At 72.9% G+C, this 24185-nt stretch carries 18 protein-coding genes; 8 read left to right on the forward strand and 10 right to left on the reverse strand.

All coding sequences use genetic code 11. From position 1 onward, the window contains the following. The 7 genes from murD to rsmH all read right to left on the reverse strand — a co-directional run bounded on the left by murD (position 1) and on the right by rsmH (position 9192). Positions 1 to 1419 carry a UDP-N-acetylmuramoyl-L-alanine--D-glutamate ligase gene (gene murD / locus ACF1A1_RS01840; RefSeq protein WP_391644366.1) on the reverse strand — a complete coding sequence of 473 codons (1419 nt, stop codon included), beginning with the start codon at positions 1417 to 1419 and terminating at the stop codon, positions 1 to 3. After that, complete coding sequence (gene mraY / locus ACF1A1_RS01845; protein ID WP_391644368.1) at positions 1401 to 2474, reverse strand: phospho-N-acetylmuramoyl-pentapeptide-transferase; 1074 nt, start codon at positions 2472 to 2474, stop codon at positions 1401 to 1403. Before mraY ends, murD begins: the two co-directional genes overlap by 19 nt. Further along, on the reverse strand, positions 2471 to 3901 hold the full coding sequence (gene murF, locus ACF1A1_RS01850; protein ID WP_391644370.1) for a UDP-N-acetylmuramoyl-tripeptide--D-alanyl-D-alanine ligase: 1431 nt from the start codon (positions 3899 to 3901) through the stop codon (positions 2471 to 2473). Before murF ends, mraY begins: the two co-directional genes overlap by 4 nt. 4 nt (positions 3902 to 3905) lie before the next feature. Continuing rightward, entirely contained in the window at positions 3906 to 5426 is a 1521-nt protein-coding gene (locus tag ACF1A1_RS01855; protein WP_391644372.1) for a UDP-N-acetylmuramoyl-L-alanyl-D-glutamate--2,6-diaminopimelate ligase, read from the reverse strand. 196 nt (positions 5427 to 5622) lie between these two features. After that, on the reverse strand, positions 5623 to 7584 hold the full coding sequence (locus tag ACF1A1_RS01860) for a penicillin-binding transpeptidase domain-containing protein (protein WP_391644374.1): 1962 nt from the start codon (positions 7582 to 7584) through the stop codon (positions 5623 to 5625). Positions 7585 to 7589: 5 nt separating this feature from the next. Then, the gene (locus ACF1A1_RS01865; RefSeq protein ID WP_391644376.1) at positions 7590 to 8162 is read right to left on the reverse strand and encodes a septum formation initiator family protein; all 573 of its coding nucleotides are present in this window, start codon (positions 8160 to 8162) and stop codon (positions 7590 to 7592) included. Between the two features lie 73 nt (positions 8163 to 8235). Beyond that, on the reverse strand, positions 8236 to 9192 hold the full coding sequence (gene rsmH, locus ACF1A1_RS01870; protein WP_391644378.1) for a 16S rRNA (cytosine(1402)-N(4))-methyltransferase RsmH: 957 nt from the start codon (positions 9190 to 9192) through the stop codon (positions 8236 to 8238). A 447-nt stretch (positions 9193 to 9639) separates the two neighbouring features. On the opposite strand from rsmH, the gene ACF1A1_RS01875 reads away from it, so the two are divergent. From ACF1A1_RS01875 to ACF1A1_RS01890, 4 genes are all read left to right on the forward strand, one after another. Then, positions 9640 to 10194, forward strand: coding sequence for a beta-class carbonic anhydrase (locus ACF1A1_RS01875; protein WP_391644380.1), 555 nt, complete (start codon positions 9640 to 9642; stop codon positions 10192 to 10194). Between the two features lie 168 nt (positions 10195 to 10362). Then, the gene (locus ACF1A1_RS01880) at positions 10363 to 11397 is read left to right on the forward strand and encodes an AAA family ATPase (protein WP_391644382.1); all 1035 of its coding nucleotides are present in this window, start codon (positions 10363 to 10365) and stop codon (positions 11395 to 11397) included. Next, positions 11397 to 12770, forward strand: coding sequence for a DUF58 domain-containing protein (locus ACF1A1_RS01885; RefSeq protein ID WP_391644384.1), 1374 nt, complete (start codon positions 11397 to 11399; stop codon positions 12768 to 12770). The genes ACF1A1_RS01880 and ACF1A1_RS01885 overlap by 1 nt, the downstream gene beginning before the upstream one ends. After that, positions 12767 to 15262 carry a DUF3488 and DUF4129 domain-containing transglutaminase family protein gene (locus ACF1A1_RS01890; RefSeq protein ID WP_391644386.1) on the forward strand — a complete coding sequence of 832 codons (2496 nt, stop codon included), beginning with the start codon at positions 12767 to 12769 and terminating at the stop codon, positions 15260 to 15262. Before ACF1A1_RS01885 ends, ACF1A1_RS01890 begins: the two co-directional genes overlap by 4 nt. Before the next feature lie 277 nt (positions 15263 to 15539). Here ACF1A1_RS01890 and ACF1A1_RS01895 read toward each other — a convergent pair whose 3' ends face one another. The 3 genes from ACF1A1_RS01895 to ACF1A1_RS01905 all read right to left on the reverse strand — a co-directional run bounded on the left by ACF1A1_RS01895 (position 15540) and on the right by ACF1A1_RS01905 (position 18403). After that, positions 15540 to 15938 (reverse strand): DUF3040 domain-containing protein, encoded by a 399-nt coding sequence (locus ACF1A1_RS01895; RefSeq protein WP_391644388.1) that lies wholly within the window; start codon positions 15936 to 15938, stop codon positions 15540 to 15542. A gap of 277 nt (positions 15939 to 16215) precedes the next feature. Continuing rightward, complete coding sequence (locus tag ACF1A1_RS01900) at positions 16216 to 16986, reverse strand: methyltransferase (protein ID WP_391644390.1); 771 nt, start codon at positions 16984 to 16986, stop codon at positions 16216 to 16218. Positions 16987 to 17836: 850 nt separating this feature from the next. Then, a complete protein-coding gene (locus ACF1A1_RS01905) occupies positions 17837 to 18403 on the reverse strand; it encodes an SAV_6107 family HEPN domain-containing protein (RefSeq protein ID WP_391644392.1) in 567 nt (188 codons plus the stop codon). A gap of 173 nt (positions 18404 to 18576) precedes the next feature. Here ACF1A1_RS01905 and ACF1A1_RS01910 point away from each other — a divergent pair, with 173 nt between their 5' ends. The 4 genes from ACF1A1_RS01910 (at position 18577) to ACF1A1_RS01925 (ending at position 24132) form a co-directional block, all read left to right on the forward strand. Next, the gene (locus tag ACF1A1_RS01910) at positions 18577 to 19377 is read left to right on the forward strand and encodes an ATP-binding cassette domain-containing protein (protein ID WP_391644394.1); all 801 of its coding nucleotides are present in this window, start codon (positions 18577 to 18579) and stop codon (positions 19375 to 19377) included. Continuing rightward, the gene (locus tag ACF1A1_RS01915; protein WP_391644396.1) at positions 19349 to 21433 is read left to right on the forward strand and encodes a YhgE/Pip family protein; all 2085 of its coding nucleotides are present in this window, start codon (positions 19349 to 19351) and stop codon (positions 21431 to 21433) included. The genes ACF1A1_RS01910 and ACF1A1_RS01915 overlap by 29 nt, the downstream gene beginning before the upstream one ends. Positions 21434 to 21483: 50 nt before the next feature. After that, positions 21484 to 22113: a TetR/AcrR family transcriptional regulator gene (locus ACF1A1_RS01920; protein WP_391644398.1), complete on the forward strand. Its 630-nt coding sequence runs from the start codon at positions 21484 to 21486 to the stop codon at positions 22111 to 22113. A 504-nt stretch (positions 22114 to 22617) separates the two neighbouring features. Further along, positions 22618 to 24132: a phytoene desaturase family protein gene (locus tag ACF1A1_RS01925; protein ID WP_391644400.1), complete on the forward strand. Its 1515-nt coding sequence runs from the start codon at positions 22618 to 22620 to the stop codon at positions 24130 to 24132. The last annotated feature ends 53 nt before the right edge of the window (positions 24133 to 24185 follow it).

A 24185-nucleotide genomic window follows, 5' to 3' on the forward strand; every position in this document is an offset into this window, starting at 1 on the left:
TCAGGCGCCGAGTTCGCGAACGGCCTCCGCGAACGCGTCACCGCGCTGGTTGTAGTTGGCGAACATGTCCATGGAGGCGCAGGCCGGGGCCAGCAGCACCGTGTCGCCGGGCCGGGCGAGCCGCCGGGCCTCCTGGACGGCCTGGAGCATCGCCCCAGTGTCGGTCCGGTCGAGGTCGACGACGGGTACTTCCGGGGCGTGTCGCGCGAGGGCGTCCCGGATCAGTGCCCGATCGGCACCGATGAGGACGGCCCCGCGAAGTCGCTTGGCGGACCTGGCGACCAGCTCGTCGAAGGTCGCGCCCTTCGCGAGTCCGCCCGCGATCCACACGATCGACTCGTAGGCCGCCAACGAGGCTTCCGTCGCGTGGGTGTTGGTGGCCTTGGAGTCGTCGACGTACGCGACGCCGTCCACGTCCGCCACGTGGGCGATGCGGTGGGCGTCCGGGGTGAAGGCCCGCAGGCCGTCCCGTACGGCCCTGGCGGGCACCCCGTAGGCGCGCGCGAGGGCCGCCGCGGCAAGGGCGTTGGCGATGTTGTGCGGGGCGGGCGGGTTGACGTCGGAGACCTCGGCGAGCTCCTGGGCGTTCTTCTGCCGGTTCTCGACGAAGGCGCGGTCGACCAGGATGCCGTCCACGACGCCGAGTTGGGACGGGCCGGGCGTGCCGAGGGTGAACCCGATGGCCCGGCAGCCCTCCTCGACGTCCGCCTCGCGCACCAGGTCCTCGGTGGCCTTGTCGGCGACGTTGTAGACGCAGGCGACGCGGTTGCCCTCGTAGATGCGGCCCTTGTCCCGGGCGTACGCCTCCATGGAGCCGTGCCAGTCGAGGTGGTCCGGCGCCAGGTTGAGCACGACGGCCGAGTGGGCGCGCAGGGAGGGCGCCCAGTGCAGCTGGTAGCTGGAGAGCTCCACGGCGAGGACGTCGTAGCGCTCCTCGCCGAGGACCGCGTCCAGCAGCGAGACGCCGATGTTGCCGACGGCCGCCGTGCGCAGGCCGGCCGCCTCGAGGATGCAGGCGAGCATCTGGACGGTCGTGGTCTTGCCGTTGGTGCCGGTGACGGCGAGCCAGGGGGCCGCGTCGGGGCCCCTGAGGCGCCAGGCGAGTTCGACGTCGCCCCAGACCGGGACGCCGGCCGCGTGAGCCGCGGCGAACAGCGGCTTGTCCGGCTTCCAGCCGGGGGTGGTGACGATCAGCTCGGTGCCCTCGGGCAGGGTCGCCCCGTCACCGAGGCGCACGGTGATGCCGAGCGCCTCCAGCTCGGCCGCCTGGGCACGCGCGCGTGCGTCGTCGCCGTCGTTGACGACGGTGACCTTCGCGCCGAGCCCGTGCAGCACCTTGGCCGCCGGGATGCCGGAGACGCCGAGCCCGGCGACGGTGACGTTCTTCCCCTGCCAGTCGGTCACTTTTCTGCTGCCCATCCCGCGTAGAAGAGGCCCAGTCCGACAATGACGCAGATGCCCTGGATGATCCAGAAGCGGACCACGACAAGGACTTCGGACCAGCCCTTGAGTTCGAAGTGGTGCTGGAGTGGCGCCATGCGGAAGACACGCTTCCCGGTCATGCGGAACGAGCCGACCTGGATGACCACCGACATGGTGATCAGAACGAACAGACCGCCCAGGATGGCCAGCAGCAGCTCGGTGCGGGAGCAGATCGCGAGACCCGCGAGCACACCGCCGAGCGCCAGCGAACCGGTGTCGCCCATGAAGATCTTGGCCGGCGAGGTGTTCCACCACAGGAAGCCCAGGCAGGCACCCATCAGCGCGGAGGCGACGACCGCGAGGTCCAGCGGGTCGCGCACCTCGTAACAGGCGTTGGGGTTGGTCAGCGTCTCGCCGTTGGCGCAGGACTCCTGGAACTGCCAGACGCCGATGAAGGTGTAGGCGCCGAAGACGAGCACGGAGGCGCCGGTGGCGAGGCCGTCCAGTCCGTCCGTCAGGTTCACGCCGTTCGACATGGCGAGGATCATGAACAGCGCCCAGACGACGAACAGCACCGGGCCGATCGTCCAGCCGAAGTCCGTGATGAACGACAGCTTGGTGGAGGCCGGGGTGATGTCACGGGCGTCGGCGAACTGCAGCGAGAGCACCGCGAAGGCGATGCCGACGATCAGCTGGCCGGCCATCTTGGCCTTGGCCCGCAGGCCCAGCGAACGCCGCTTGACGATCTTGATGTAGTCGTCGAGGAAGCCGACCAGGCCCATGCCGACCATCAGGCCCAGCACCAGCAGACCCGAGTAGGTCGGGGTGTAGCCGGTGATCAGCTTGGACAGGAAGTAGGCGGCGACCGTGGCGAGTATGAAGGCGATACCGCCCATCGTCGGCGTACCGCGCTTGCTGGCGTGCTCGCGCGGGCCGTCGTCACGGATGTACTGACCGTATCCCTTGCGCGCGAGCAGCTTGATCAGCAGCGGGGTGCCGACCAAGGTCAGGAAGAGACCAATGACGCCCGAGAACAGGATCTGCTTCATCATCGGGCGGCGACCTCACCCTCGGCACCGGTCGCGAGCAGCGCCTGCGCGACGCTCTCGAGGCCGACCGAACGGGACGCCTTCACGAGTACGACGTCTCCCGGGCGCAACTCGCTGCGCAACAGGTCGACCGCCGCCTGTGCGTCGGACACGTGCACCGACTCCTCACCCCACGAACCCTCGTTATATGCGCCCAGTTGCAGCCAGGAGGCTTCGATCCCCCCGACCGCGACGAGCTTGCTGACGTTGAGCCGGACGGCGAGCCGTCCGACCGCGTCGTGCTCGGCGAGCGCCTCGTCCCCGAGCTCGGCCATCTTGCCGAGCACCGCCCAGGTCCGGCCCCCCTCTGCCCGTGAGGCTTTGCCCATCGCTGCGAGCGCGCGCAAGGCCGCCCGCATGGACTCGGGGTTCGCGTTGTAGGCGTCGTTGACGATCGTCACGCCGTCCGGGCGCTCGGTGACCTCCATCCGCCAGCGGGAGAGGGAGCCCGCCTCGGAGAGCGCGGTGGCGATCTCTTCCGCGGACATGCCCAGCTCATGGGCGACGGCGGCCGCGGCGAGCGCGTTCGACACGTGGTGCTCACCGTACAGGCGCATGGTCACATCACTTGCACCGGAGGGTGTGCGAAGCCTGAAGGAGGGCTGTCCGCTGTCCGTGAGTCTCACGTTCTCGGCGCGTACGTCCGCTTCGTCGGACTCTCCGAAAAGGATCACCTTCGCCGTCGTACGGGAGGACATGGCCCGTACCAGGGGGTCGTCGGCGTTGAGGACGGCGACTCCGCCCTCGGTCGCCGGCGGAAGGGACTCGACCAACTCGCCCTTGGCCTGGGCGATCTGCTCCCGGCCGCCGAACTCGCCGATGTGGGCGGTGCCGACGTTGAGGACGAGGCCGATCCTCGGGGGCGTCAGGTCGGTGAGGTAGCGGATGTGGCCGATGCCGCGGGCGCCCATCTCCAGCACGAGGAACTTCGTCTCCTCGGTGGCGGACAGGGCGGTCAGCGGCAGCCCGATCTCGTTGTTGAGCGAGCCGGGCGTCCACACCGTCGGCGCCTTGCGCTGGAGCACCTGGGCGATGAGGTCCTTGGTGCTGGTCTTGCCGGCCGAGCCGGTGAGGGCGACGAGGGTCGCGCCGAGCTTTTGCACGACGTGCCGGGCGAGGGCGCCCAGCGCCGTCTGGACGTCGTCCACGACGATCGCGGGCACGCCGACGGGGCGCGACGCCAGAACGGCCGCCGCGCCCGCTTCCACGACCGCCTGCGCGAAGTCGTGGCCGTCGACGCGCTCGCCGGTGAAGGCGACGAAGAGGCTGCCGGGCTCCACCTCGCGGGAGTCCCGGACGACCGGCCCGGTGACCTGCACGGCCGGATCCGGTATGTCGTACGTCTGCCCGCCGACGACTGCTGCGATCTCGGCGAGGGAGAGGGCGATCACAAGTTCATCCCTGGGTCTTCTGGATAGCTTCGCGAAGCACCTGGCGGTCGTCGAAGGGACGGACCACACCGGCGATGTCCTGGCCCTGCTCGTGGCCCTTGCCCGCGACCAGCACGGTGTCCCCGGGCCGCGCGCGGCCGACGGCGGCGGCGATCGCGGCGGCCCGGTCCTCGAAGAGCTGCACCTCGCCGCGCTCGTGGGCCGGCACGGACGCGGCGCCCTGGAGCATGGTCGCGAGGATCGCGAGGGGGTCCTCGGAGCGGGGGTTGTCGGAGGTCAGTACGGCGGTGTCGGCGAGCCGGGCCACGGCGGCGCCCATCGGCGCGCGCTTGGTGGTGTCGCGGTCGCCGCCGCAGCCGAGGACGACGTGCAGCCGGCCCTTGGTGACCTTGCGCAGCGCCTTGAGGACCGACTCCACGGCGTCCGTCTTGTGCGCGTAGTCGACGACCGCGAGGTAGTCCTGTCCGGCGTCCACCCGCTCCAGCCGGCCCGGCACGCCCGGTACGGCGGCGACACCGTCGGCGGCGGTCTGCGGGTCGAGGCCGGCGGCGGCGAGGGCGACGATCGCGCCGAGGGTGTTGGCCACGTTGAAGGGGCCGGCGATCGGCGACCTGGCGGTGATCCGCTCCCCCTGCGGGCCGACGACGGTGAAGGTCGAGTCGAGCGGGCCGACCTGGACGTCCACGGCGCGCCAGTCGGCGTCGGGGTGGCCCTCGGCGGAGAAGGTGACGACCGGGACCTCGGCCTCGCGGACCAGCCGGCGGCCGTACTCGTCGTCGTGGTTGACCACGCCGAGTTTGCTGCGTTTCCGCGTGAACAGCTGCGCCTTGGCCCGGAAGTAGTCCTCCATGTCGGAGTGGAACTCCATGTGTTCCGGGCTGAGGTTGGTGAAGACGGCGATGTCGAAGACGCAGCCGTCGACCCGGCCGAGGACCAGGGCGTGGCTGGAGACCTCCATGGCGACCGCCTCGACGCCGCGTTCGCGCATGACGGCGAACAGGGCCTGGAGGTCGGTGGCCTCGGGGGTGGTGCGCTCGGACTTGATGCGTTCGTCGCCGATGCGCATCTCGACGGTGCCGATGAGGCCCGTGCTGCGGGCGGACTTCAGGCCGCCCTCGACGAGGTACGCGGTCGTGGTCTTGCCGGAGGTGCCGGTGATGCCGATCTGGAGCAGGTCGCGGCCGGGGTGGCCGTAGATCGTGGCCGCCAGCTCGCCCATCCGCGCGCGCGGGTCGTCGACGACCAGGACCGGCAGTCCGGTCGCGGCGGCGCGGTCGGCGCCGGTCGGGTCGGTCAGGACGGCGACCGCGCCCAGGCCCGCGGCCTGGGTGACGAAGTCGGCGCCGTGCAGGCGGGCGCCCGGGAGGGCGGCGTACAGGTCGCCGGGGCGGACGGCACGCGAGTCGTGGGTGATGCCCGTGACCTCGACGGCTCCTTCCGGCGTGGCGGCACCCAGCTGATCGGCGAGCTCCGCGAGGGGTGCGGCGGAGACCTGAGCCGGTCGCGGCGGTCCCGGATATGTCACGGAAGCGCCCTTCTGGGTGGTTTGGGACTGATCAGCGTGTGGCACGGCGGTGAGCGTACCGGGCGCACCCGCTTGCGGGCGAAGCGAGGGCTGGAGCGGGGTCCCGGGCGGGGCATGGTTCCCGGGATCGGGGGTGATCATGGTCACGGGCTGGTTTCCTGGCTGGTTCGGCGCTGAACACGGGCGGGCTGGTGACTCAGGGAGTGAAGGAGACCGGGAGGTTCGCGGCCTTCGCCCCGGTCGGGGGGACCTGCAGGGTCTTCAGGGCGAACTCCATCACCTGCTTGAAGATGGGACCGCAGATCTGGCCGCCGAAGTAGCTGCCCTTGGTGGCGTTCTGGATCGCGCAGTAGACGGTGACGCGGGGGTTGTCGGCGGGCGCGAACCCGGCGAACGACGAGGTGTAGCCGCGGTACTTGCCGGTGGCCGGATCCACACGGTTCGCGGTACCGGTCTTCCCCGCCACGCGGTAGCCGGGGATGCGCGCCTTGGTGCCGGTGCCCTCCTCGTCGTCCACGACCGACTCCAGCATCTGGGCGAGGGTCTTGGCCGTCTTCTGGCTGACCACCCGTGTCTTCTGGGGGGTCTGGGCCGGCGTGAAGCGTCCGTCGGGCCCCTTGGTGCCACGCACCAGGGTCGGCTCGACCCGGACGCCGCCGTTGGCGATCGTCGAGTAGACGGAGGCCGCCTGGACCGCGTTGATGGACACACCTTGGCCGAAAGGAATCGTGTACTGCTGCGAGGTGGACCACTTGTCGGGCGCGGCGAGGATGCCCTTGGTCTCGCCGGGGAAGCCGAGCCCGGTGTAGCCGCCGATGCCGAACTTGCGCAGGTAGGAGTAGAGGACCTGGTTCGCCTGGGGCTGCGTCTTGCCGAGCTGGCCGGTCGCCAGGATGGTGCCGATGTTGCTGGACTTGGCGAGCACGCCGTTGAGCGTGAGGTACCAGGTCGGGTGGTCGATGTCGTCCTGGAAGAGCCGGTCGCCGCGGTGCAGCCGGTTGGGCACGGTCACGCGCGTCAGCGGTGTGGCGACGTTCTCCTCCAGCACGGCGGCCATCGACATGACCTTGGCGGTGGAGCCGGGCTCGTAGGCGTCCTGGAGGGCCGCGTTGCCGAGCGCCGCGGGGTCCGCGTCCGACAGGTCGTTGGGGTCGAAGCCGGGCGAGTTCGCCATGGCGAGGATCTCGCCGGTGCGGGTGTCCTGGACGATGACGTAGCCGCGGTCCGCCTTGGACTTCGCCACCTGCTCGGTGATGGCGTTCTGCGCGGCCCACTGGATGTCGCGGTCGATCGTCAGCTCGACGTCGGAGCCGGGCACGGCGGGCGTCTCGGTGGAGCCCGCGGTGGGCACCTGGCGGCCGCCGGACTGGGCGTAGCGGATCTTGCCGTCCTTGCCGGCCAGGGTGCCGTTCAGCTGCTGCTCGATGCCGCCGCCGCCCTTGCCCTCGGCGTTGACCCAGCCCAGTATCCCGGCGGCGATGTCGCCGTTGGGGTACACGCGCTTGCTGCTGGGGACGGAGAAGACGCCGGCCAGGACGTTGACCGTGGAGCTGTCCGTCTCGGACTTGGTGGCGAGCGCGGACTTCAGGTCCTTGATCTGCTTCCACACCTGCGGGGTCTGCCGGCCGGCCAGCTTGGTGTAGCGCGCGTCCGGGTTCTTGGGCCGCAGCTTCTTGACGAGGTCGGACTGCTCCTGGCCGAGGATCGGCGCGAGGAGGGCGGCCGCCTGCTCGGGGCCGTCGTGGATCTTCAGCTGCTCGGGCGCGAACATCGTCGGGTCGGCCGTGATGTCGTAGGCGTCCTCGCTGGTCGCGAGGGCCACGCCGGCGCGGTCGGTGATCTCGCCGCGCTCGGCGGCCAGCACCTGGCCGACGTACCGGTTCTCCTCGGCCTTGGCCGCGTACGTGCTCGCGTCGACGGCCTGGACCTGGAGCAGGCGGACGACGAAGGCGACCAGGACCAGGGTCAGCGCGAGGCCGACCATGCGCAGCCGGGGGCGGGGGCTGCCGAGCCGGATGACACGCGGGGCCGCGGGGCGGGGCGTCGCCGGACGCCGGGCCGGACGGGCGCCGGGGCCGGGGCGCCGCTGGGCGGACGCGGGCCGGGCGGGCCGGGCGGGGCCGGGCACGCGCCGGCGCGGCGGTTGCCTGTCGGACACTTCCGTCACCTGCCGGGAGTCGTGGGGATGGCTGCGGTCGGGCTGGCCGCGGTGGGGGCGGCGGCCGGGACCGTTGCCGCCGGGTACGGGCCGGTCGGGAAGGCGCCCGGGACGGATACCGCCGACGGGTCACCGGGGGCGGGCGTCGCCGGGGGCAGCCCGGTCTCCATGGCCTCGGGCGGCCGTACGGCCACGGGAGCGTCCCCGGAGCGCAGGGCGGCGGCCGAGGGGACGCCCTTCACGGTGCCGTCGGGGTTCAGGAAGGCCGGGTCGCCGCCGGGGACCATGCCGAGTTCGCGGGCGCGGCGCTGGAGGGCGTCCGGGGCGGAGTAGGAGTCGATGTCCCGCTGGAGCGCCTGTTCCTCGTCGGTGAGGCTCTTGGTGTCCCGCTGGAGGTCGTCCATCTTGAACGACCCTTCGCTGAGCGCCGAGTTCAGTACGAGCAGACCGATCAGGCCGCCGCCGAGGAGCAGGACGACGAGCAGGACGAACGGGGTACGGGCGGCCTGGCGCGGGCCCGTCGGGAACAGACGCGCGAGCCGGGCGGCCCTCCCCCTCAGTTGGGGTTTCCCGCTCACTCGCCCTCCCCCGGGTCGCCGGTCAGGAACCCACTGGGCCGGGATGTCCCCCGGCGCGCCCGCCTCACGCCCCTCACTCGACGTCCTCCCTGATGCGCTCGGCCCCGCGCAGCCGCGCCGGAGCGGCCCGCCGGTTCTCGGCGATCTCTTCCTCGGTGGGAAGTTCGGCACCGCGCGTGAGCAGCTTGAGCCGCGGCTGGTAGCGCTCGGGGACGACCGGCAGCCCGGGCGGCGCGGTGGTGGCGGCGCCGGCCGCGAACACCTGCTTGACCAGGCGGTCCTCCAGCGAGTGGTACGACAGCACGGCGATCCGCCCGCCGACGTCGAGGGCCTTGACCGCGGCCGGGATCGCCCGTTCCAGGACGGCGAGTTCACCGTTGACCTCGATGCGCAGGGCCTGGAAGGTGCGCTTGGCCGGGTTGCCGCCGGTCCGCTTGGCGGCCTGCGGCAGCGCGCCCCGGATGAGCTCGACGAGCCGGGCGCTGTTGGTGAACGGCTCCTTCTCGCGCTCGCGCACGATCGCGGAGACGATCCGCTTGGCCTGCTTCTCCTCGCCGTACGCCCGCAGGATGCGCACCAGTTCGCCCGGCGGGTAGGTGTTGAGGACCTCGGCGGCGCTGATGCCGGTCGTCTGGTCCATGCGCATGTCGAGCGGGGCGTCCTGGGCGTAGGCGAACCCCCGTTCCGCCTCGTCGAGTTGCATGGAGGAGACGCCCAGGTCGAACAGGACGCCCTGCACGCGCGGAATGCCCAGACGCCGGAGCACCTCGGGGAGTTCGTCGTACACGGCGTGCACGAGCGTGGCGCGGTCCTTGTACGGCGCCAGGCGCTCGCCGGACAGGCGCAGGGCCTCCGTGTCGCGGTCGAGGGCGACGAGCCGGGCCTCGGGGAACCGGGTGAGCAGGGCCTCGCTGTGCCCGCCGAGGCCGAGGGTGCAGTCGACGACGACCGCTCCGGGCCGCTGGAGGGCGGGGGCCAACAGGTCCAGGCACCGCTGGAGCATCACCGGGACGTGTCGACTCTGACTCAAGGGGCCCTCTCAGATCCGGCGGGGGACGTCCGCACCGCCGGGTCCCCGCCCTGTCCGGCTGACGCCGGGGGTGCCCCGGCGAACGGGGCGGGCGGCCGGCGCCGGAAGCGTCAGCCGACCGGAGCGGGAGGAGGCCGAGCCGTACGTACGCGCCGCGCACGCGGGGAGATCTCCGGCTGCCGCGCCGGGGTCTCACGGGGAATTCAGTCCAGCAGGAAGATCGCCGCCTCCCGCTTCGCGCCACTTTAGTCCACCCTGTCTCGCGGTCAATCAACCGGCCTGCGCGTCGCGGTCCCGCGCGGGCGCGAAGCGGGAAACCCGCGGAATTCACCCGTTGGGACGGCTTGCTCTCCCTCCTGTGGCTTACCTCACAAGCAAGACGTGATGACGCTCTTTTTCCCATCTCACAACAGGACCGCGGCGGCGGTGACCAGTAACGTCATGGTTATGACGACTTCCACACCCGTACCCACCGACCCCGAAGGCGCCATAAACGGCGGAACCGTGACCGACCGCCTCGTCGAGGCGAACGAGCGGTACGCCGCCGCGTTCGTCGACCCCGGCATGGACGCCCGCCCCGTCCTGCACGTCGCGGTCGTGGCCTGCATGGACGCCCGGCTCGACCTGCACGCGGCACTCGGCCTGGACCTCGGCGACTGCCACACGATCCGCAACGCGGGCGGGGTCGTCACCGACGACGTGATCCGCTCCCTCACCATCAGCCAGCGCAAGCTGGGTACGCGCAGCATCGTCCTCATCCATCACACCGGCTGCGGCCTTGAGTCGATCACCGAGGAATTCCGTACCGAACTGGAGATGGAGGTCGGCCAGCGTCCCGCCTGGGCAGTGGAGGCGTTCCGGGACGTCGACCAGGACGTACGGCAGTCGATGCAGCGGGTGCGGACCTCACCGTTCCTGCTGCACACCGACGACGTGCGCGGCTTCGTCTTCGACGTGAAGACGGGCCTGCTGCGCGAGATCGACCCGGGGCAACCGTCTTAAGACCTGACATATCGCTGTCAGTTGTCCACAGGCGAGTGACACGAATCGGTAACGGCGGCAAGAATGCTCGAGTGGCGTCACGCGGAACTCGCGTGGTGTCCGTGTTTCGGGGTGGGCCGTCCGCACAGCAGAGCGCCGGCCCGGAAAGAACGGGCCGAGGAGGGCCGGGTGACGACCTATGACGATCGAGCGAGCCTCACTGATCTGACCGCCACTGTGGAGCGTGTCCGCAGTTCGGTGGAAGGAGTGATCGAGGGCAAGCCCGAGGTCGTTCGGCTTTCGCTGACCGTGCTGCTCGCCGAGGGGCATCTTCTGATCGAGGATGTCCCCGGCGTCGGCAAGACGATGCTGGCGAAGGCGCTGGCCCGGTCCATCGACTGTTCCGTGCGGCGCATCCAGTTCACCCCCGACCTGCTGCCGTCGGACATCACCGGCGTGTCGATCTGGGACCAGCAGCGCCGTGACTTCGAGTTCAAGCCGGGCGCGATCTTCGCGCAGATCGTGATCGGCGACGAGATCAACCGCGCCTCGCCGAAGACGCAGTCCGCGCTGCTGGAGTCCATGGAGGAACGCCAGGTCACGATCGACGGGCAGTCCTACGAGCTGCCCAGCCCCTTCATGGTGGTGGCCACCCAGAACCCGGTCGAGATGGAGGGCACCTACCCGCTGCCCGAGGCGCAGCGCGACCGCTTCATGGCCCGTGTCTCCATCGGCTATCCGAGCCCCGAGGCCGAGCTGCAGATGCTCGACGTGCACGGCGGTGCCAGCCCCCTGGACGACCTCCAGCCGGTGGCCCACGCGCACGAGATAGTGAAGCTGGTCGACGCCGTCCGCGGGGTCCACGTCGCCGAGGCGGTCCGGCGGTACGCGGTCGATCTGGTCGCCGCCACGCGCACCCACCCCGACCTCAGACTCGGCGCCTCCCCGCGCGCGACGCTGCACCTGCTGCGCGCGGCGAAGGCGTCCGCCGCCCTCGGCGGCCGGGACTACGCGCTCCCGGACGACGTGCAGAACCTCGCCGTGGCCGTCCTGGCCCACCGCCTGCTGCCCACCGCGCAGGCCCAGCTCAACCGACGTACCTCGGAGCAGGTCGTCGAGGAGATCCTCCAGCGCACGCCGGTGCCCGCGACCCCCCAGCAGCAGCGTGCCTACGGCCTGGGCGACGGTGCGCAGGCCTACGGCCAGCAGCCGCGGAGGCTGTGATGACCTCCGGAGCGACCGGACAGGCGGAGACCGGGCGCGGCGAGAAGGGCGGCGCACGCACCGCCCTGGCCGGCCTCACCACCCGCGGCCGCTCCTTCCTGGCCGCCGGCATAGCGGCCGCCATCTGCGCGTACGTCCTCGGGCAGCCCGACCTGCTGCGGGTCGGACTGCTGCTGGCCGCGCTCCCCCTCGTGTGCGCGGCCGTCGTCTACCGCACCCGCTACCGGGTCGCCGGCAGCCGCCGGCTGTCCCCCGCGCGCGTGCCCGCCGGCAGCGAGGCCCGCGTCCACCTGCGCATGGACAACGTCTCCCGGCTGCCCACGGGCCTGCTGATGCTCCAGGACCGGGTGCCGTACGTGCTCGGCCCGCGCCCCCGCTTCGTCCTGGACCGGGTGGAGGCGGGCGGCCGCCGCGAGGTGTCCTACCGGGTCCGCTCCGACCTGCGCGGCCGCTACCCGCTGGGCCCGCTCCAGCTCCGGTTGAACGACCCGTTCGGCATGTGCGAGCTGACCCGCTCCTTCTCCACGTACGACACGCTGACGGTGATCCCGCGGGTGGAGCCCCTGCCGCCGGTCCGGCTGACCGGCGAGGCCAAGGGGTACGGCGAAGGGCGGCAGCGTTCGCTGGCGCTGGCCGGCGAGGACGACGTCATCCCGCGCGGGTACCGCTACGGCGACGACCTGCGCCGCGTGCACTGGCGCTCCACGGCCCGTTACGGCGAGCTGATGGTGCGCCGCGAGGAGCAGCCCCAGCGCTCGCGCTGCACGGTGCTGCTGGACACCCGCGGCCCGGCCTTCGGGGGTGCGGGCCCCGACTCGGCCTTCGAGTGGGCGGTCTCGGCCACCGCGTCGGTGCTGGTGCACATGCTGGAGCGGGGTTTCTCCGTGCGGCTGCTGACCGACACGGGCAACTCGGTGCCCGGTGAGGGCGCCGACGGCTTCGCCGGGGCGAACCAGGAGTCGGCGGACGCCGCCGGGCTGATGATGGACACCCTCGCGGTGATCGACCACTCCGACGGCACCGGCCTGTCGCGGGCCTACGACGTGCTGCGCGGGGGCAACGAGGGGCTGCTGGTGGCCTTCCTCGGGGACCTCGACGAGGAGCAGGCCGCGGTGGCCGCGAAGATGCGCCAGCGCAGCGGGGGCGCGGTCGCGTTCCTGCTGGACGGCGACAGCTGGGGGCGTGAACCGAACGACGTGTCCGATCCGATGAACAGGACGGAGGAGCGGCTGCGGATGCTGCGCGAGGCGGGCTGGACGGCCGTGAGCGTGCCGCGCGGCGCTCCGCTGACCGAGCTGTGGCGCCAGGCGGACCGGGAGCGCTCCGGCGTGGTGACGGCGGGCGGGACGAGCAGAAGGGAGGCGGGATCATGAGCGGGCGGGCGCGACTCACGCTGTGCTCGGCGGCGGCCACGCTGATGGCCTCGTGTGCCCTGCTGCCCCTGGTCGACCCGGCGACCTGGATCCTCCAGGCGGCGTTCCTGCTGGCGGTCCAGTCGGCAGTGGGCGCGGCGGCCCGGCGGGTTCCGCTGGCCCGGCCGCTGACCGCGCTGGCCCAGACCCTGGTCACGCTGATGCTGCTCACCCTGGTCTTCGCCCGCGAGCACGCCGTCGTCGGGCTGATCCCCGGCCCGGAGGCCTTCCAGCACTTCGCCGACCTGCTCCGGTCGGGTGCGGACGACGTGGGGCGGTACGCGATACCGGCCCCGCTCTCCGACGGCATACGGCTGATGATGGTCGGCGGTGTGCTGGTGATCGGCCTCGCGGTGGACACCCTCGCGGTGACCTTCCGCAACGCGGCCCCGGCCGGCCTGCCACTGCTCGCGCTGTACTCGATCGCCGCCGGCCTGTCCGACGGAGGCGCCGACTGGCTGTGGTTCCTGGTCGCCGCCGCCGGGTACCTGATGCTGCTCCTCGCCGAGGGCCGGGAGCGGCTCTCGCAGTGGGGCCGCGTCTTCGGCGGCGCCCCGGGCGGGCCGCCCGGCCCGGTGGCCCCGGTGCGCACCGGGCGGCGCATCGGCGCGGTCGCCCTGGGCGTGGCCCTGGTGGTGCCGCTGCTCCCGCTGCCCGCGATCGACGGCGGCCTGCTGGACGGCGCCGGCACGGGGGTGAGCGCGGGCAACGGCAGCGGGGGCACGATCTCCGCGGTCAACCCGCTGGTCTCCCTGCGCGACAGCCTGAACGTGGACGAGGACCGCACGGTCCTGACCCTGCGCACCACCTCCGGCGACATCTCGGACCTGTACCTGCGGATCGTCTCGCTGGACGACTTCGACGGCACCACGTGGAAGCCGTCGAAGCGGAACATCGTCGCCGTGCCGGACGAGCTGCCCACGCCCCCCGGCCTGGGCTCGGACGTCCAGCGCTCGCAGATCACGACCCGGATATCGGCCGCCGACTGGTACGCCCAGGACTGGCTGCCGATGCCGTACCCGCCGAGCGGTGTCGAGGTCAGCGGCAACTGGCGGTACGAGCCGGTCGGCATGACCCTCGTCGGCGACCACGACCAGACCACACGCGGCAAGACGTACGAGGTCAACAGCCTCGAGGTGCGGCCGACGGCACGGCAGCTGGCCGCGGCCCGGGAGGCTCCCGACTCGGTGCGGAGCGAGTACACCGAGGTGCCGGACTCCCTGCCGGCGGTGGTGTCGCGCACCGCCCGCGAGGTGACCGAGGGCTCGACGAACGACTACGAGCGGGCGGTCAAGCTCCAGGACTACTTCGCGGTGACGGGCGGCTTCGAGTACGACACCGAGGTCGAGGTCGGCAGCGGCACGGACGCGATAGGCCGCTTCCTGCGCGACAAGCAGGGCTTCTGCGTCCACTTCTCGTTCGCGATGGCGGCGATGGCCCGCACGCTGGGCATACCGGCCCGGGTAGCGGTGGGCTTCGCGCCCGGCTCGCCGCAGGCGGACGGGTCGGTGGCGGTGGGCCTGAAGGACGCCCACGCCTGGCCGGAGCTGTATTTCGAGGGCGTGGGCTGGACCCGCTTCGAGCCGACCCCGACCCGTGGCACGACGCCCACGTACACCCTCCCGGACACCCCGGGCAACGCCGTTCCGGAGCTGCCGGAGGCCACGCGTTCGGCGGACGCCGCGCCGTCGGCCGAGCCGTCGGCGAGCACGAGCTGCTCGGCGGACGACAAGAGGCTCGACGGCTGCGCCAGCGCGCTGCCGCTGGACGAGGGGGAGCAGGGCGGCGGCGGCACACCGTGGTACAAGATCGCCGGGTGGACGCTGTTGGGGGCGGGGGTACTGCTCCTTCCCCTGCTGCCGATGCTGTGGCGGCTGAGACGGCGCTCGGTGCGGCTGGCGTCGGCCCAGCACGCCGGGTCCGCGGTGACCGGGGTGGATCCGGGACCGCGTGAGGACCGCGGCGGGCAGCCGGACGTCGACGCGGGTCCGGCGGTGTTGCTGGACGTGCCGTCGGACGAGGCCGCGGAGGCGGCCGTCCGGCATGTCCTGGCGGTCTGGCGCGAGCTCACCGACACGGCCTGGGACTACGGCATCGTGCCCGACGAGGCGCTGACGCCCCGGCGGGCGGCCGAGCGGATCGTGCGGCTCGGTGAGCTGGACGAAGCGGTGGCCGGTTCGGTGCACCGGGTGGCCGGTGCCGTGGAGCAGGTGCTGTACGCGCCGCAGCCGCGGACCGAGGCGGGCCTTGCGGACGATGTGCGCGAGGTGCGGATGGCCCTGCGGGCGCGGGTCAGTCGGCGCACCCGGCTGCGGGCGGTCGTCGCACCGCGTTCGGCCGTCCGTGCGGTCTGGGACCTGACCGACCGCTGGACGGCCGTGAAGGCGGCCTGGGCGGCCCGGCTGGCGACGCTGATGCGCCGCCTGTCGCCCTCGGGGCACGAGGGCGGCTGAGCCGGCCTGGCCGGCCGGTGGGAGTGCGGCGTTCGGCCCCCGTCCCGGGAGGAATCCCCGGGGCGGGGGCCGAACGCTGTGCGGGGTGAACGCTGTGCGGGGTGCGTGCGGGGCGAGGGCCGAACCCGCGCGGTGTGCTGCCGTGCGGGCGAGCCCGGCGGCGCGAGCGATACGTGCCCGGCGGCGCGAGCGCATACGTGAGGGGGTGACCACCCGGCTGGGTGGTCACCCCCTCACGGACGTCGATGTATGACGCTGCCGGGAGCCGGTGCCGAGGTCAGTGGCCCTGGCCGCCCTGTTCGTCACGGCGGCGCTGCCAGCGCTGCTCGATACGGTCCATCATGGAGCGCTTCGGCCGTCCCTGACCGCGAGCCTGCGGGGCACCCGTCGGCTGTTCACCCGGCTTGGGGGCCTTGCGCCAGCCGGTCACGGCGAGAACCGCGCACCCCAGCATGACGAGGAAGCCCACCACACTGAGCCAGACCTGCTTGGCGACCATACCGGCCATGAGGAGCGCGATACCCACGAGGAAGCCCGCGACTGCCTGGTAGACCCGCCGCCGGGTGTACGTACGCAGCCCGCTTCCCTCAAGCGCCGACGCGAACTTGGGATCTTCGGCGTACAGCGCTCGCTCCATCTGCTCGAGCATGCGCTGCTCGTGCTCCGAGAGCGGCACGGAGTCCTCCTCATCGTGCAGTCGCCGGGGCGACCCGGGGGGTCCCTTCAGGATAGGCAGGGAATCGCCCCCGTGAAACCCGCCCCTCTACGCCATTTGGCCAACCGGAGCCCGCCATGGACGTGCCGGCCCGCTGACATCTCCATTCCCCAGCGGCCGACCCGTCATGCCGGGCGGTCTCCCTCGATCATACGGCGCACAGCGCCCGAACGGAGGGCCTGTGGCGTACTCCATGTGCAGCCAAGCCGCTGATCAGCGGCGCACCCCGGGAGGCGACTCAGGCCCCGTCAGCTCCTCGGGTCTCACCGAGCACATGGAGCTGCGTGGCGACGGAGTGGAAGGCGGGCAGTTCCGCCGCCGCCTCCTCCAGCTTCAGCAGGGCCTCCAGGGCGCCGGGCTCGGTGTCCACGAGCACACCGGGGACGAGGTCGGCGAAGACGCGGACGCCGTGCACCGCGCCGACGCTGAGGCCGGCGCCCTCGACCAGCGCGGTGAGCTGCTCGGCGGTGAAGCGGTGCGGTACGGGGTCGCCCTCGCCCCAGCGGCCGTCCGGGTCGGCGAGGGCCTGGCGGGCCTCCTTGAAGTGGCCGGCGAGGGCACGTGCGAGCACGGCTCCGCCGAGGCCGGCGGCGAGCAGGCTGAGGACGCCTTCGGAGCGCAGTGCGGCCACCGCGTTGCGGACGCCTTCGGCCGGGTCGTCGACGTACTCCAGGACGCCGTGGCACAGGACGGCGTCGTAGCCGCCGCGCTCGACGACGTCGAAGAGGCCGTGGGCGTCTCCCTGCACGCCCTGCACGCGGTCGGCGACGCCGGCTTCGGCGGCGCGGCGCTCCAGGGCGAACAGCGCGTTGGGACTGGGGTCGACGACGGTGACCCGGTGCCCGAGGCGGGCGACGGGCACCGCGAAGTTGCCGCTGCCGCCCCCGGTGTCGAGGACGTCCAGCGACTCACGACCCGTGGCCTTGACGCGGCGGTCGAGGGCGTCCTGGAGGACCTCCCAGACCACGGCGGTACGGAGAGAGGCGCGGGGGCGCATCGGGTCCGACACGGCAGTTGACTCCTCGGCGCGGCACCGCCTCTTGCGCGGCGGAGCGAACGGGGCGCCTCCCCGGCCCCGACTGCGGGAGGAGGGAAGGCTTCAGGCCCTTCCACCCTATTGCCTCGGACACCTCGCCTGGTCACCGCGGTGGGCACGGGATGTGGGGCTCGTGGGGCCGGCCTGGAGCCCTCGACAGGCCGGGAGCCCTCAGCGGGGTCGGGAGTCCCGGGCGGGGCGCGGAGTCCTGCGCGGGCCCGGAGTCACTGCGCGGGCCCGGAGTCCTGCGCGGGCCCGGAGTCCTGCGCGGGCATGAAGTCCTGCGCGGGCCTGAAGTCCCGTGCGTACCTGAAGTCCTGTCGGGCCCGGATTCCCCGGCGGGGCCCGGAGCCCTCGGTGACGTGGAGTCCTCGGTCGGGTCCCGGGCCTGGAGTCCCGGCCAGTCCCGTCGTCCCAAAGGCGTGGAATCCCGGCCGGCCCGCAGTCCCCGGCCTGCCCGCAGTCCCCGGCGGCATCGAGTCCTCAGCCGCGTCCTGAGTCCCGGCCGGCCTGGTGCCCGGCCGACCCCGTAGCCCCCGGAGTCGTGGAACCCCCGGCGCCCCGGAGTCCTCGGCCGACCCGCAGCCCCAGGCGGCATCGCAGTCCTCAGCCGCGTCCCGAGTCCCGCCGACCCAGAGCCCCCGGCCGACCCCACATCCCCGGGGGTCGGAATCCCGGCGGGCCCGGGGTCCCGGGCAGGGCCCGGAGTCCCCCGTGGGCACCGCGCCGGCGCTCGGCCCGTCGGCCCGCTCCCGGTGGGTCGGACACTTCGCTCGCCGCCGCACCGCGGAAGGCCGGTCAGGGGTGCCCCTGATGTCCCTGCTCACCCCGCGTCCGGCATCTCCCGATCGCCGTCCGGAGTGTCCGGGGCCTCGCCCTCCTGGTGGCGGGGCTGGGGCAGGATCGGCTGGAGGACCAGCATGCGCTCCACGAGGCGGAGGAACATCGCCACGTCGCGTATCAGGTCGTCGGCGTCCCGGCGGCTGGCCGCGCCCTGGATGCCGGCCTCGGCCCGGGCGCGGCGCCGGGCTCCGGAGGCGAACAGCGCGCTCCACTCGGTGAGTTCGGGCGCGATCTCGGGGAGCACTTCCCAGGCGCTCCTGATGCGGGCCCGGCGCCGGGGCGATGGCTCCGGCCGGCCCCGCGCGGCGAGCACGGCGGCGGCGGTGCGCAGGGCGGCGAGGTGGGCCGTGGCGTACCGCTCGTTGGGGGTTTCGAGGACGGTCGCCTCCTCCAGGCCGGCGCGGGCCTGGGCGAGCAGGTCCAGGGCGGCGGGCGGGGCGGTGGTCCGGCGCAGCACGGGGTGCACGTCGCTCGCCGGACCGGTCAGTGAGGGGGCAGGGCCGGTGGCGCGGCGCCGGCGGGCGGCTGCTGCGTGGTAGCTGGCCATGACGAACCTCCTGTCGTCTGTGTGACGGCACGTCCTCTTCGGGGTGCCGTATGCGCCCATCGTGCGGTATGCCACTGACAATCCGTTCTGACCTGGGCTTTTGCTTCGAGCGAAGGTTCGGGCTAGTTTTTGCACTGACCAGTCAGTTCAATTTTCCGGCCGCAGGGGGAACTGTGGAAGGAGTCGGCGTCACAGCCGAGGGATTCGGGCTCCGGGGCCCCCGCGGGTGGGCGTTCCGGGGCGTCGGCCTCGACGCGCAGCCGGGCTCGCTGATCGTGATCGAAGGACCGTCCGGAACCGGAAGGACGAGCCTGCTGCTCGCGCTCACGGGACGGATGAGGGCCACGGAGGGCACGGCGACCGTGGGCACGGCACGGCTGCCGAAGCAGTTGGCGGCGGTCCGCCGGATCAGCGCCCTGGCCCACGTCGCCGGAGTCACCGACCTCGACCCGGCCCTGACCGTCGGCGAGCACCTGAGGGAACGGGCGCTGCTGGAGCGGCGGTACGGCGGCTCCGTACGGGAGTTGCTGCGGCCGCGCGCGGAGAAGGCCGACGAGACCCGGCTGCGCGTGGACGCCGCGCTGACCGCGGCGGGGCTCGACCGGGAGGCCCTGCCCAAGGGCGCGCGGACCGCCGTACGCGATCTGGAGCGGATCGAGGCGCTGCGGCTGTCGGTGGCGCTGGCCCTCGTGGGCCGTCCTCGGCTGCTCGGTGTCGACGACGCCGATCTGAAGCTGTCCGAGGCCGAACGCGCCGAGGTCCGGGCCCTGTTCACGTCCCTCACCGAGGCCGGCACGACGGTCGTCGCGGTGTGCGGCGAGGCCCCCGAGGGCGCCGTCACGGTCTCCACCCACGACAGCGACCACGCGACGCCGGAAACGCACGGGACGGCGGCGGCGACAACGACGACGACGGACGAGAACGTCGACAAGGAGGACACGCCGGATGCGCTCGCCGAAACTGGCCGCGCTTGAGCTGCGCCGCTTCGGCCGGGGGAAGCTCCCCCGTGCCGCCCTGGTGGCGCTCCTGCTGCTGCCCCTGCTCTACGGCGCGCTGTACCTGTGGTCCTTCTGGGACCCGTACGGCCGTCTCGACCGCGTCCCCGTGGCGCTGGTGAACGACGACGAGGGCGCGACCGCGGGCGGCAGGAGGATCACCGCCGGCGACGACATCAGCGAAGGGCTGCGCGACAGCGAGGTCTTCGACTGGCACGAGGTGAGTGCCGCACAGGCACGCGCGGGCGTGGAGGACGGGACGTACTACCTGTCGCTGACGATGCCCGCCGACTTCAGCAGGCGGATCGCCTCCAGCGCGGGCGACTCCCCCGAGACGAGCGCGCTCCAGGTGCGCACGAACGACGCGAACAACTACATCGTCGGGCAGATCTCGCGCACGGTCTTCAGCGAGGTGCGCACGGCCGCGTCGACGAAGGCGTCACGGTCCTTCCTGGACAGGATCTTCATCTCGTTCTCCGACATCCACGGCAAGACGGTGGAGGCCGCCGACGGAGCCGACAAGCTCAAGGGCGGCATCGGGAAGGCGGAGAAGGGCTCCCAGGACCTCGCCGACGGGCTGACGGACGCCGCGACGGGCAGCGGCAAGCTGTCCAAGGGCCTGACGAAGCTCAACAAGGGCGCCGACGACCTGGAGAGCGGCTCGCAGAAGGTCGCGGACGGCACGCAGACGCTCGCCGACAAGGTCAACGGCGCCGCCGACAAGGTGGGGCCCTTCCTGGAGGACAACGAGAAGACCATCGGGGACACCGCCCAGCTGGTCGCCGACTCCGCCGAGGTGATCCGCGGTCACCTCGCCACCCTGGTCAGGACCGCGCCGGTCGCCGCCAAGGGTGCCCACACGGCCTCGGACACGCTGGCCGGCGTCCACGAGGCGCGCTGCGAGACCCCGGTGCTGCCCGACGCCGCCTGCGCCGACCTGAAGAAGGCCAGGGACGCGGCCGCCGACGTCGCGTCGGTCGCCGACGACGTCAACACCGTCGTCGCCGACCAGGACGGCGACCTGAAGACGCTCCGCACCCACCTCGGCACGCTCCAGAAGCAGGCGCAGGCGCTCGCCGACCGGGCCCCGCACCTCTCCGAGGACCTCGACGACGCCGTGTCCAGGATCAACGCGCTGAACAAGGGGGCCGCCAAGGTCGCGGCGGGCGCCAAGAAGCTGCACACCGGTCTCGGCACCGCCAAGACCGGCGCCGAGGACCTCGACGAGGGCGTCGGCAAGCTCAAGACGGGCGCCGACGACCTCAGCGGCGGCATGTACAAGCTGGTCGACGGCTCCGTGAAACTCGCCGGCGGTCTGCACGACGGCGCCGAGCGGATCCCCGACTACGACCGGCGGGACCGCGACGCGCGCACCGCCGTCATGGCCGACCCGGTGCGGCTCGCCACCCAGGACCTGCACAAGGCGCCCAACTACGGCACCGGGTTCGCCCCGTACTTCATCCCGCTGTCGCTGTGGGTGGGCGCGATGGTGGCGTACATGCTGATCGCGCCGATGAACCGGCGCGCGCTCGCCGCGGGCGCCTCGGCGTGGCGGATCGCGCTGGCCGGCTGGCTGCCGGTGGTGGCGATCGGGGTGCTGCAGACGACGGCCCTGATGGCGGTGCTGCACTGGGCGGTCGGCCTGGAGATGGCGCGGGCGGCCGGGACGGTGGGCTTCCTGTTCCTGGTGACGGCCTGCTTCGCGGCCCTGGTGCAGTGGCTCAACGCGCGCTTCGGCGCGGCGGGCCGGATCCTCGTCCTCGCCCTGCTGATGCTCCAGCTGACGTCCGCGGGCGGCACCTACCCCGTGCAGACGAGCCCCGGCTTCTTCAACGCCCTCCACCCGTTCCTGCCGATGAGTCACGTCGTCGACGCGCTGCGCCGGCTCATCTCGGGCGGCGGTCTGGAACCGGTGTGGCACGCGTGCGTGGTGCTGATCGCCTTCACCGCGGGCGCCCTGGCGCTGACCGCCCTGGCCGCGCGCCGCCGCCAGGTGTGGACCCTGGACCGGCTGCACCCGGAGCTGAGCCTGTGACCACACGATCACGGCCTCCGGGGAGCCGGGTTCCTGTGACAATCAGGGGCATGGAAAGCACCACCACGCCGGGCGGTCGCACCCGCCGCGAGGCCACCCGGCAGAAGCTCTACGAGGCGGCCGTCACCCTCATCGCCGAGCAGGGCTTCTCCGCCACCACGGTGGACGAGATCGCCGAACGGGCCGGCGTCGCCAAGGGCACGGTCTACTACAACTTCGCGAGCAAGTCGGTCCTCTTCGAGGAGCTGCTGCGACACGGCGTGGGCCTCCTCACCGCCTCCCTGAGGGAGGCGGCCGAGCGCACGGCCCGGGAGGGCGGCAGCCGGGTCGACGCCCTGGACGCGATGATCCGCGCGGGTCTCGTCTTCATCGACCGCTACCCGGCGTTCACGCAGCTGTACGTGGCCGAGCTGTGGCGCACCAACCGGGCCTGGCAGTCCACCCTCATGGTGGTGCGGCAGGAGGCGGTCGCCGTCGTGGAGGGCGTGCTGCGCGAAGGTATCGAGGGCGGCGAGTTCAGCGACGAGATCGACGTTCCGCTGACGGCGGCCGCGCTGGTCGGGATGGTGCTGGTGGCCGCCCTGGACTGGCAGGCCTTCCAGCCGGAGCGCTCCCTGGACGACGTCCACGCGGCGCTGTCCCGGCTGTTGCAGGGGCGGGTGAGCGGCCACCGCCGGTGACACCGAAGCGCCGGTGACACGGAAGCGCCGGTCCGCCGTGGCCGCGTCCCCCGCGGGCCACCCCGAACCGGCGCTTCCTCGTGCTCCCCCGTTCCCCCGTCCCCCGTCCCCCGTTCCTCCCCCGTCGGTCCCCCGTTCGGTCGTTCCCCCGGATCTCCCCGTGCCTCGCTTCCGCCGACCGGGTCGGCGGAAGGAGCGGTCGAGGGGCGGCGCCGTTCCGCCGCCCCGTGTCGGCGGTGCCGGAGCCGCGCCCCTTCCCGTGCCTCCACTCTCCCGTTCACGCAGGTCGCCACCCATCCGCGCGCGTACTCATCTCGCCGCCTAGGTACCCGTACTCAGACCTGCGCACCGGCGCCCACGAGGCCGCGCCGTCCACTGGTGACGATCGCGTCCGTGCCCGTACTCCCTCACCGCTCCCTCACCGCTCCCTCGGCCGGGGGCCGAGGACGCCCGTCCCCCGGGCTGACGACGTCACTGTCGGTGGCGGCCGTTAAAGTCGCAGGCATGGCACGGATTGCGATGATCGGCGCCGGGATGGGCGCGCTGGCGGCCGCCGCCCGGCTGGCCGTCGCGGGCCACCGGGTGACGGTGTACGAGCGGACGGAGACGTACGGCGGTGCGGTGCGCCGTTTCGAGCGGGACGGCTTCTCCTTCGACACCGGGCCCGGCCTGCTGCCCCTGCCCGCGGTCTGGCGCGACCTGTTCCTCAAGACCGGCAAGGAGCCGCTGGAGGCGTGCGTCGAACTGGCCCAGGTCGACCCGTCCGCCCGGCACGTGTTCGCGGACGGCAGCGAGGTCTCCCTGCCGAACGCCTCGCGCGCGGGAGTCGTCTCCGCCCTGGAGGAGGCGCTGGGGGCGGGCGCCGGACAGCGCTGGGGCGACGTCCTGGTACGGGCCCGCGAGGCCTGGGACCGCACGCGCCGGCCGCTCCTGGAGGAGCCCCTGTGGCCGAACTGGTCGGTACTGGCCGAGCGCGAGCCCTACCCGTCGGTCCCGCACAAGCGTCTGCTGCGCACCCGCCGGGCCGGCACGCTCGCCGAGGTCGGCGCCTGGGAACTGCGTGACGACCGGCTCGCCGCGCTCCTGGAGAGCCACGCGCTCGCCCACGGCCTCGATCCCCGGGTCACCCCGGCGAGCGCGACCGTGCTGCCGTACATGGAGCACGCCTTCGGCATGTGGTACGTGCGCGGCGGGATGCGGGAGCTGGCCCGCGCGGTGTACGAGCGGTGCCTGGCCCGCCGGGTCGAGTTCGTCTTCGGCGCCGAGGTCACGCGGGTTCTGGAGAAGGACGGCCGGGCGGCGGGCGTGGAGCTGGCCGGGGGCACCTCGCAGGCCTTGGGCTCTGGGGGGAGGACGGTGGCCGAGGCGGACTTCGTGGTCGCCCCCGGCACACTGCGCGGTACCGCGACGGGCGTTCCCCCGCGCGGGGACGGCGAGGTGGCGCCCCCGAAGGGCCTGCCCAGCCGTGTGACCGTGCTGCTCGCCCTGCGTGGCGGGCGTCCGCAGGGGGCCGCGCACCGGACGGTGGTGCACACCGACGACCGTGACGGCGAGCTGGCGGGCCTCTTCGGCACGGCACCGGGAGTGCCGTCGCGCCCGACGGTGAGCATCCTGCGGCCCGACGACCCGGCGCTGGTGCCGGACGCGGACCACGAGGCGGTCGTCGTCGGCTCCGTGGTCCCCGCGGGGGCGGAGATACCCGTCGGCCATGTGGAAGCCCTGGTCACCGCCGCCGAGCGCGCCCTCCCGGGCCTCCGGGACCGGATCCTGTGGCGCGAGGTGCGCACCCCCGCCGCCATCGCGGAGGAGACCGGCTCGGAGGGCGGGTCCGTCCCGGCGCCGGCGCTGGCCGCGGGCGAAGGCCGGCTGCTGCACCCCGCCAACTCCACCGCCCTGCCGGGTCTGTTCACCGTGGGCGGCTGGGCGCATCCGGGCGGCGGTCTCCCGCACGCGGGCATGTCGGGTGCGCTGGTGTCCGGACTGATCGTGGAGGGACCGGAGTTCCGGGGCTCGCAGTGAGCCTCCGCCACGCGCCGTGAGCGCCGAGCGGCCCCCTGAGCGTCGAGCGGTCG

The organism is Streptomyces sp. NPDC014995, from assembly GCF_043080745.1.
Lineage (GTDB): Bacteria > Actinomycetota > Actinomycetes > Streptomycetales > Streptomycetaceae > Streptomyces.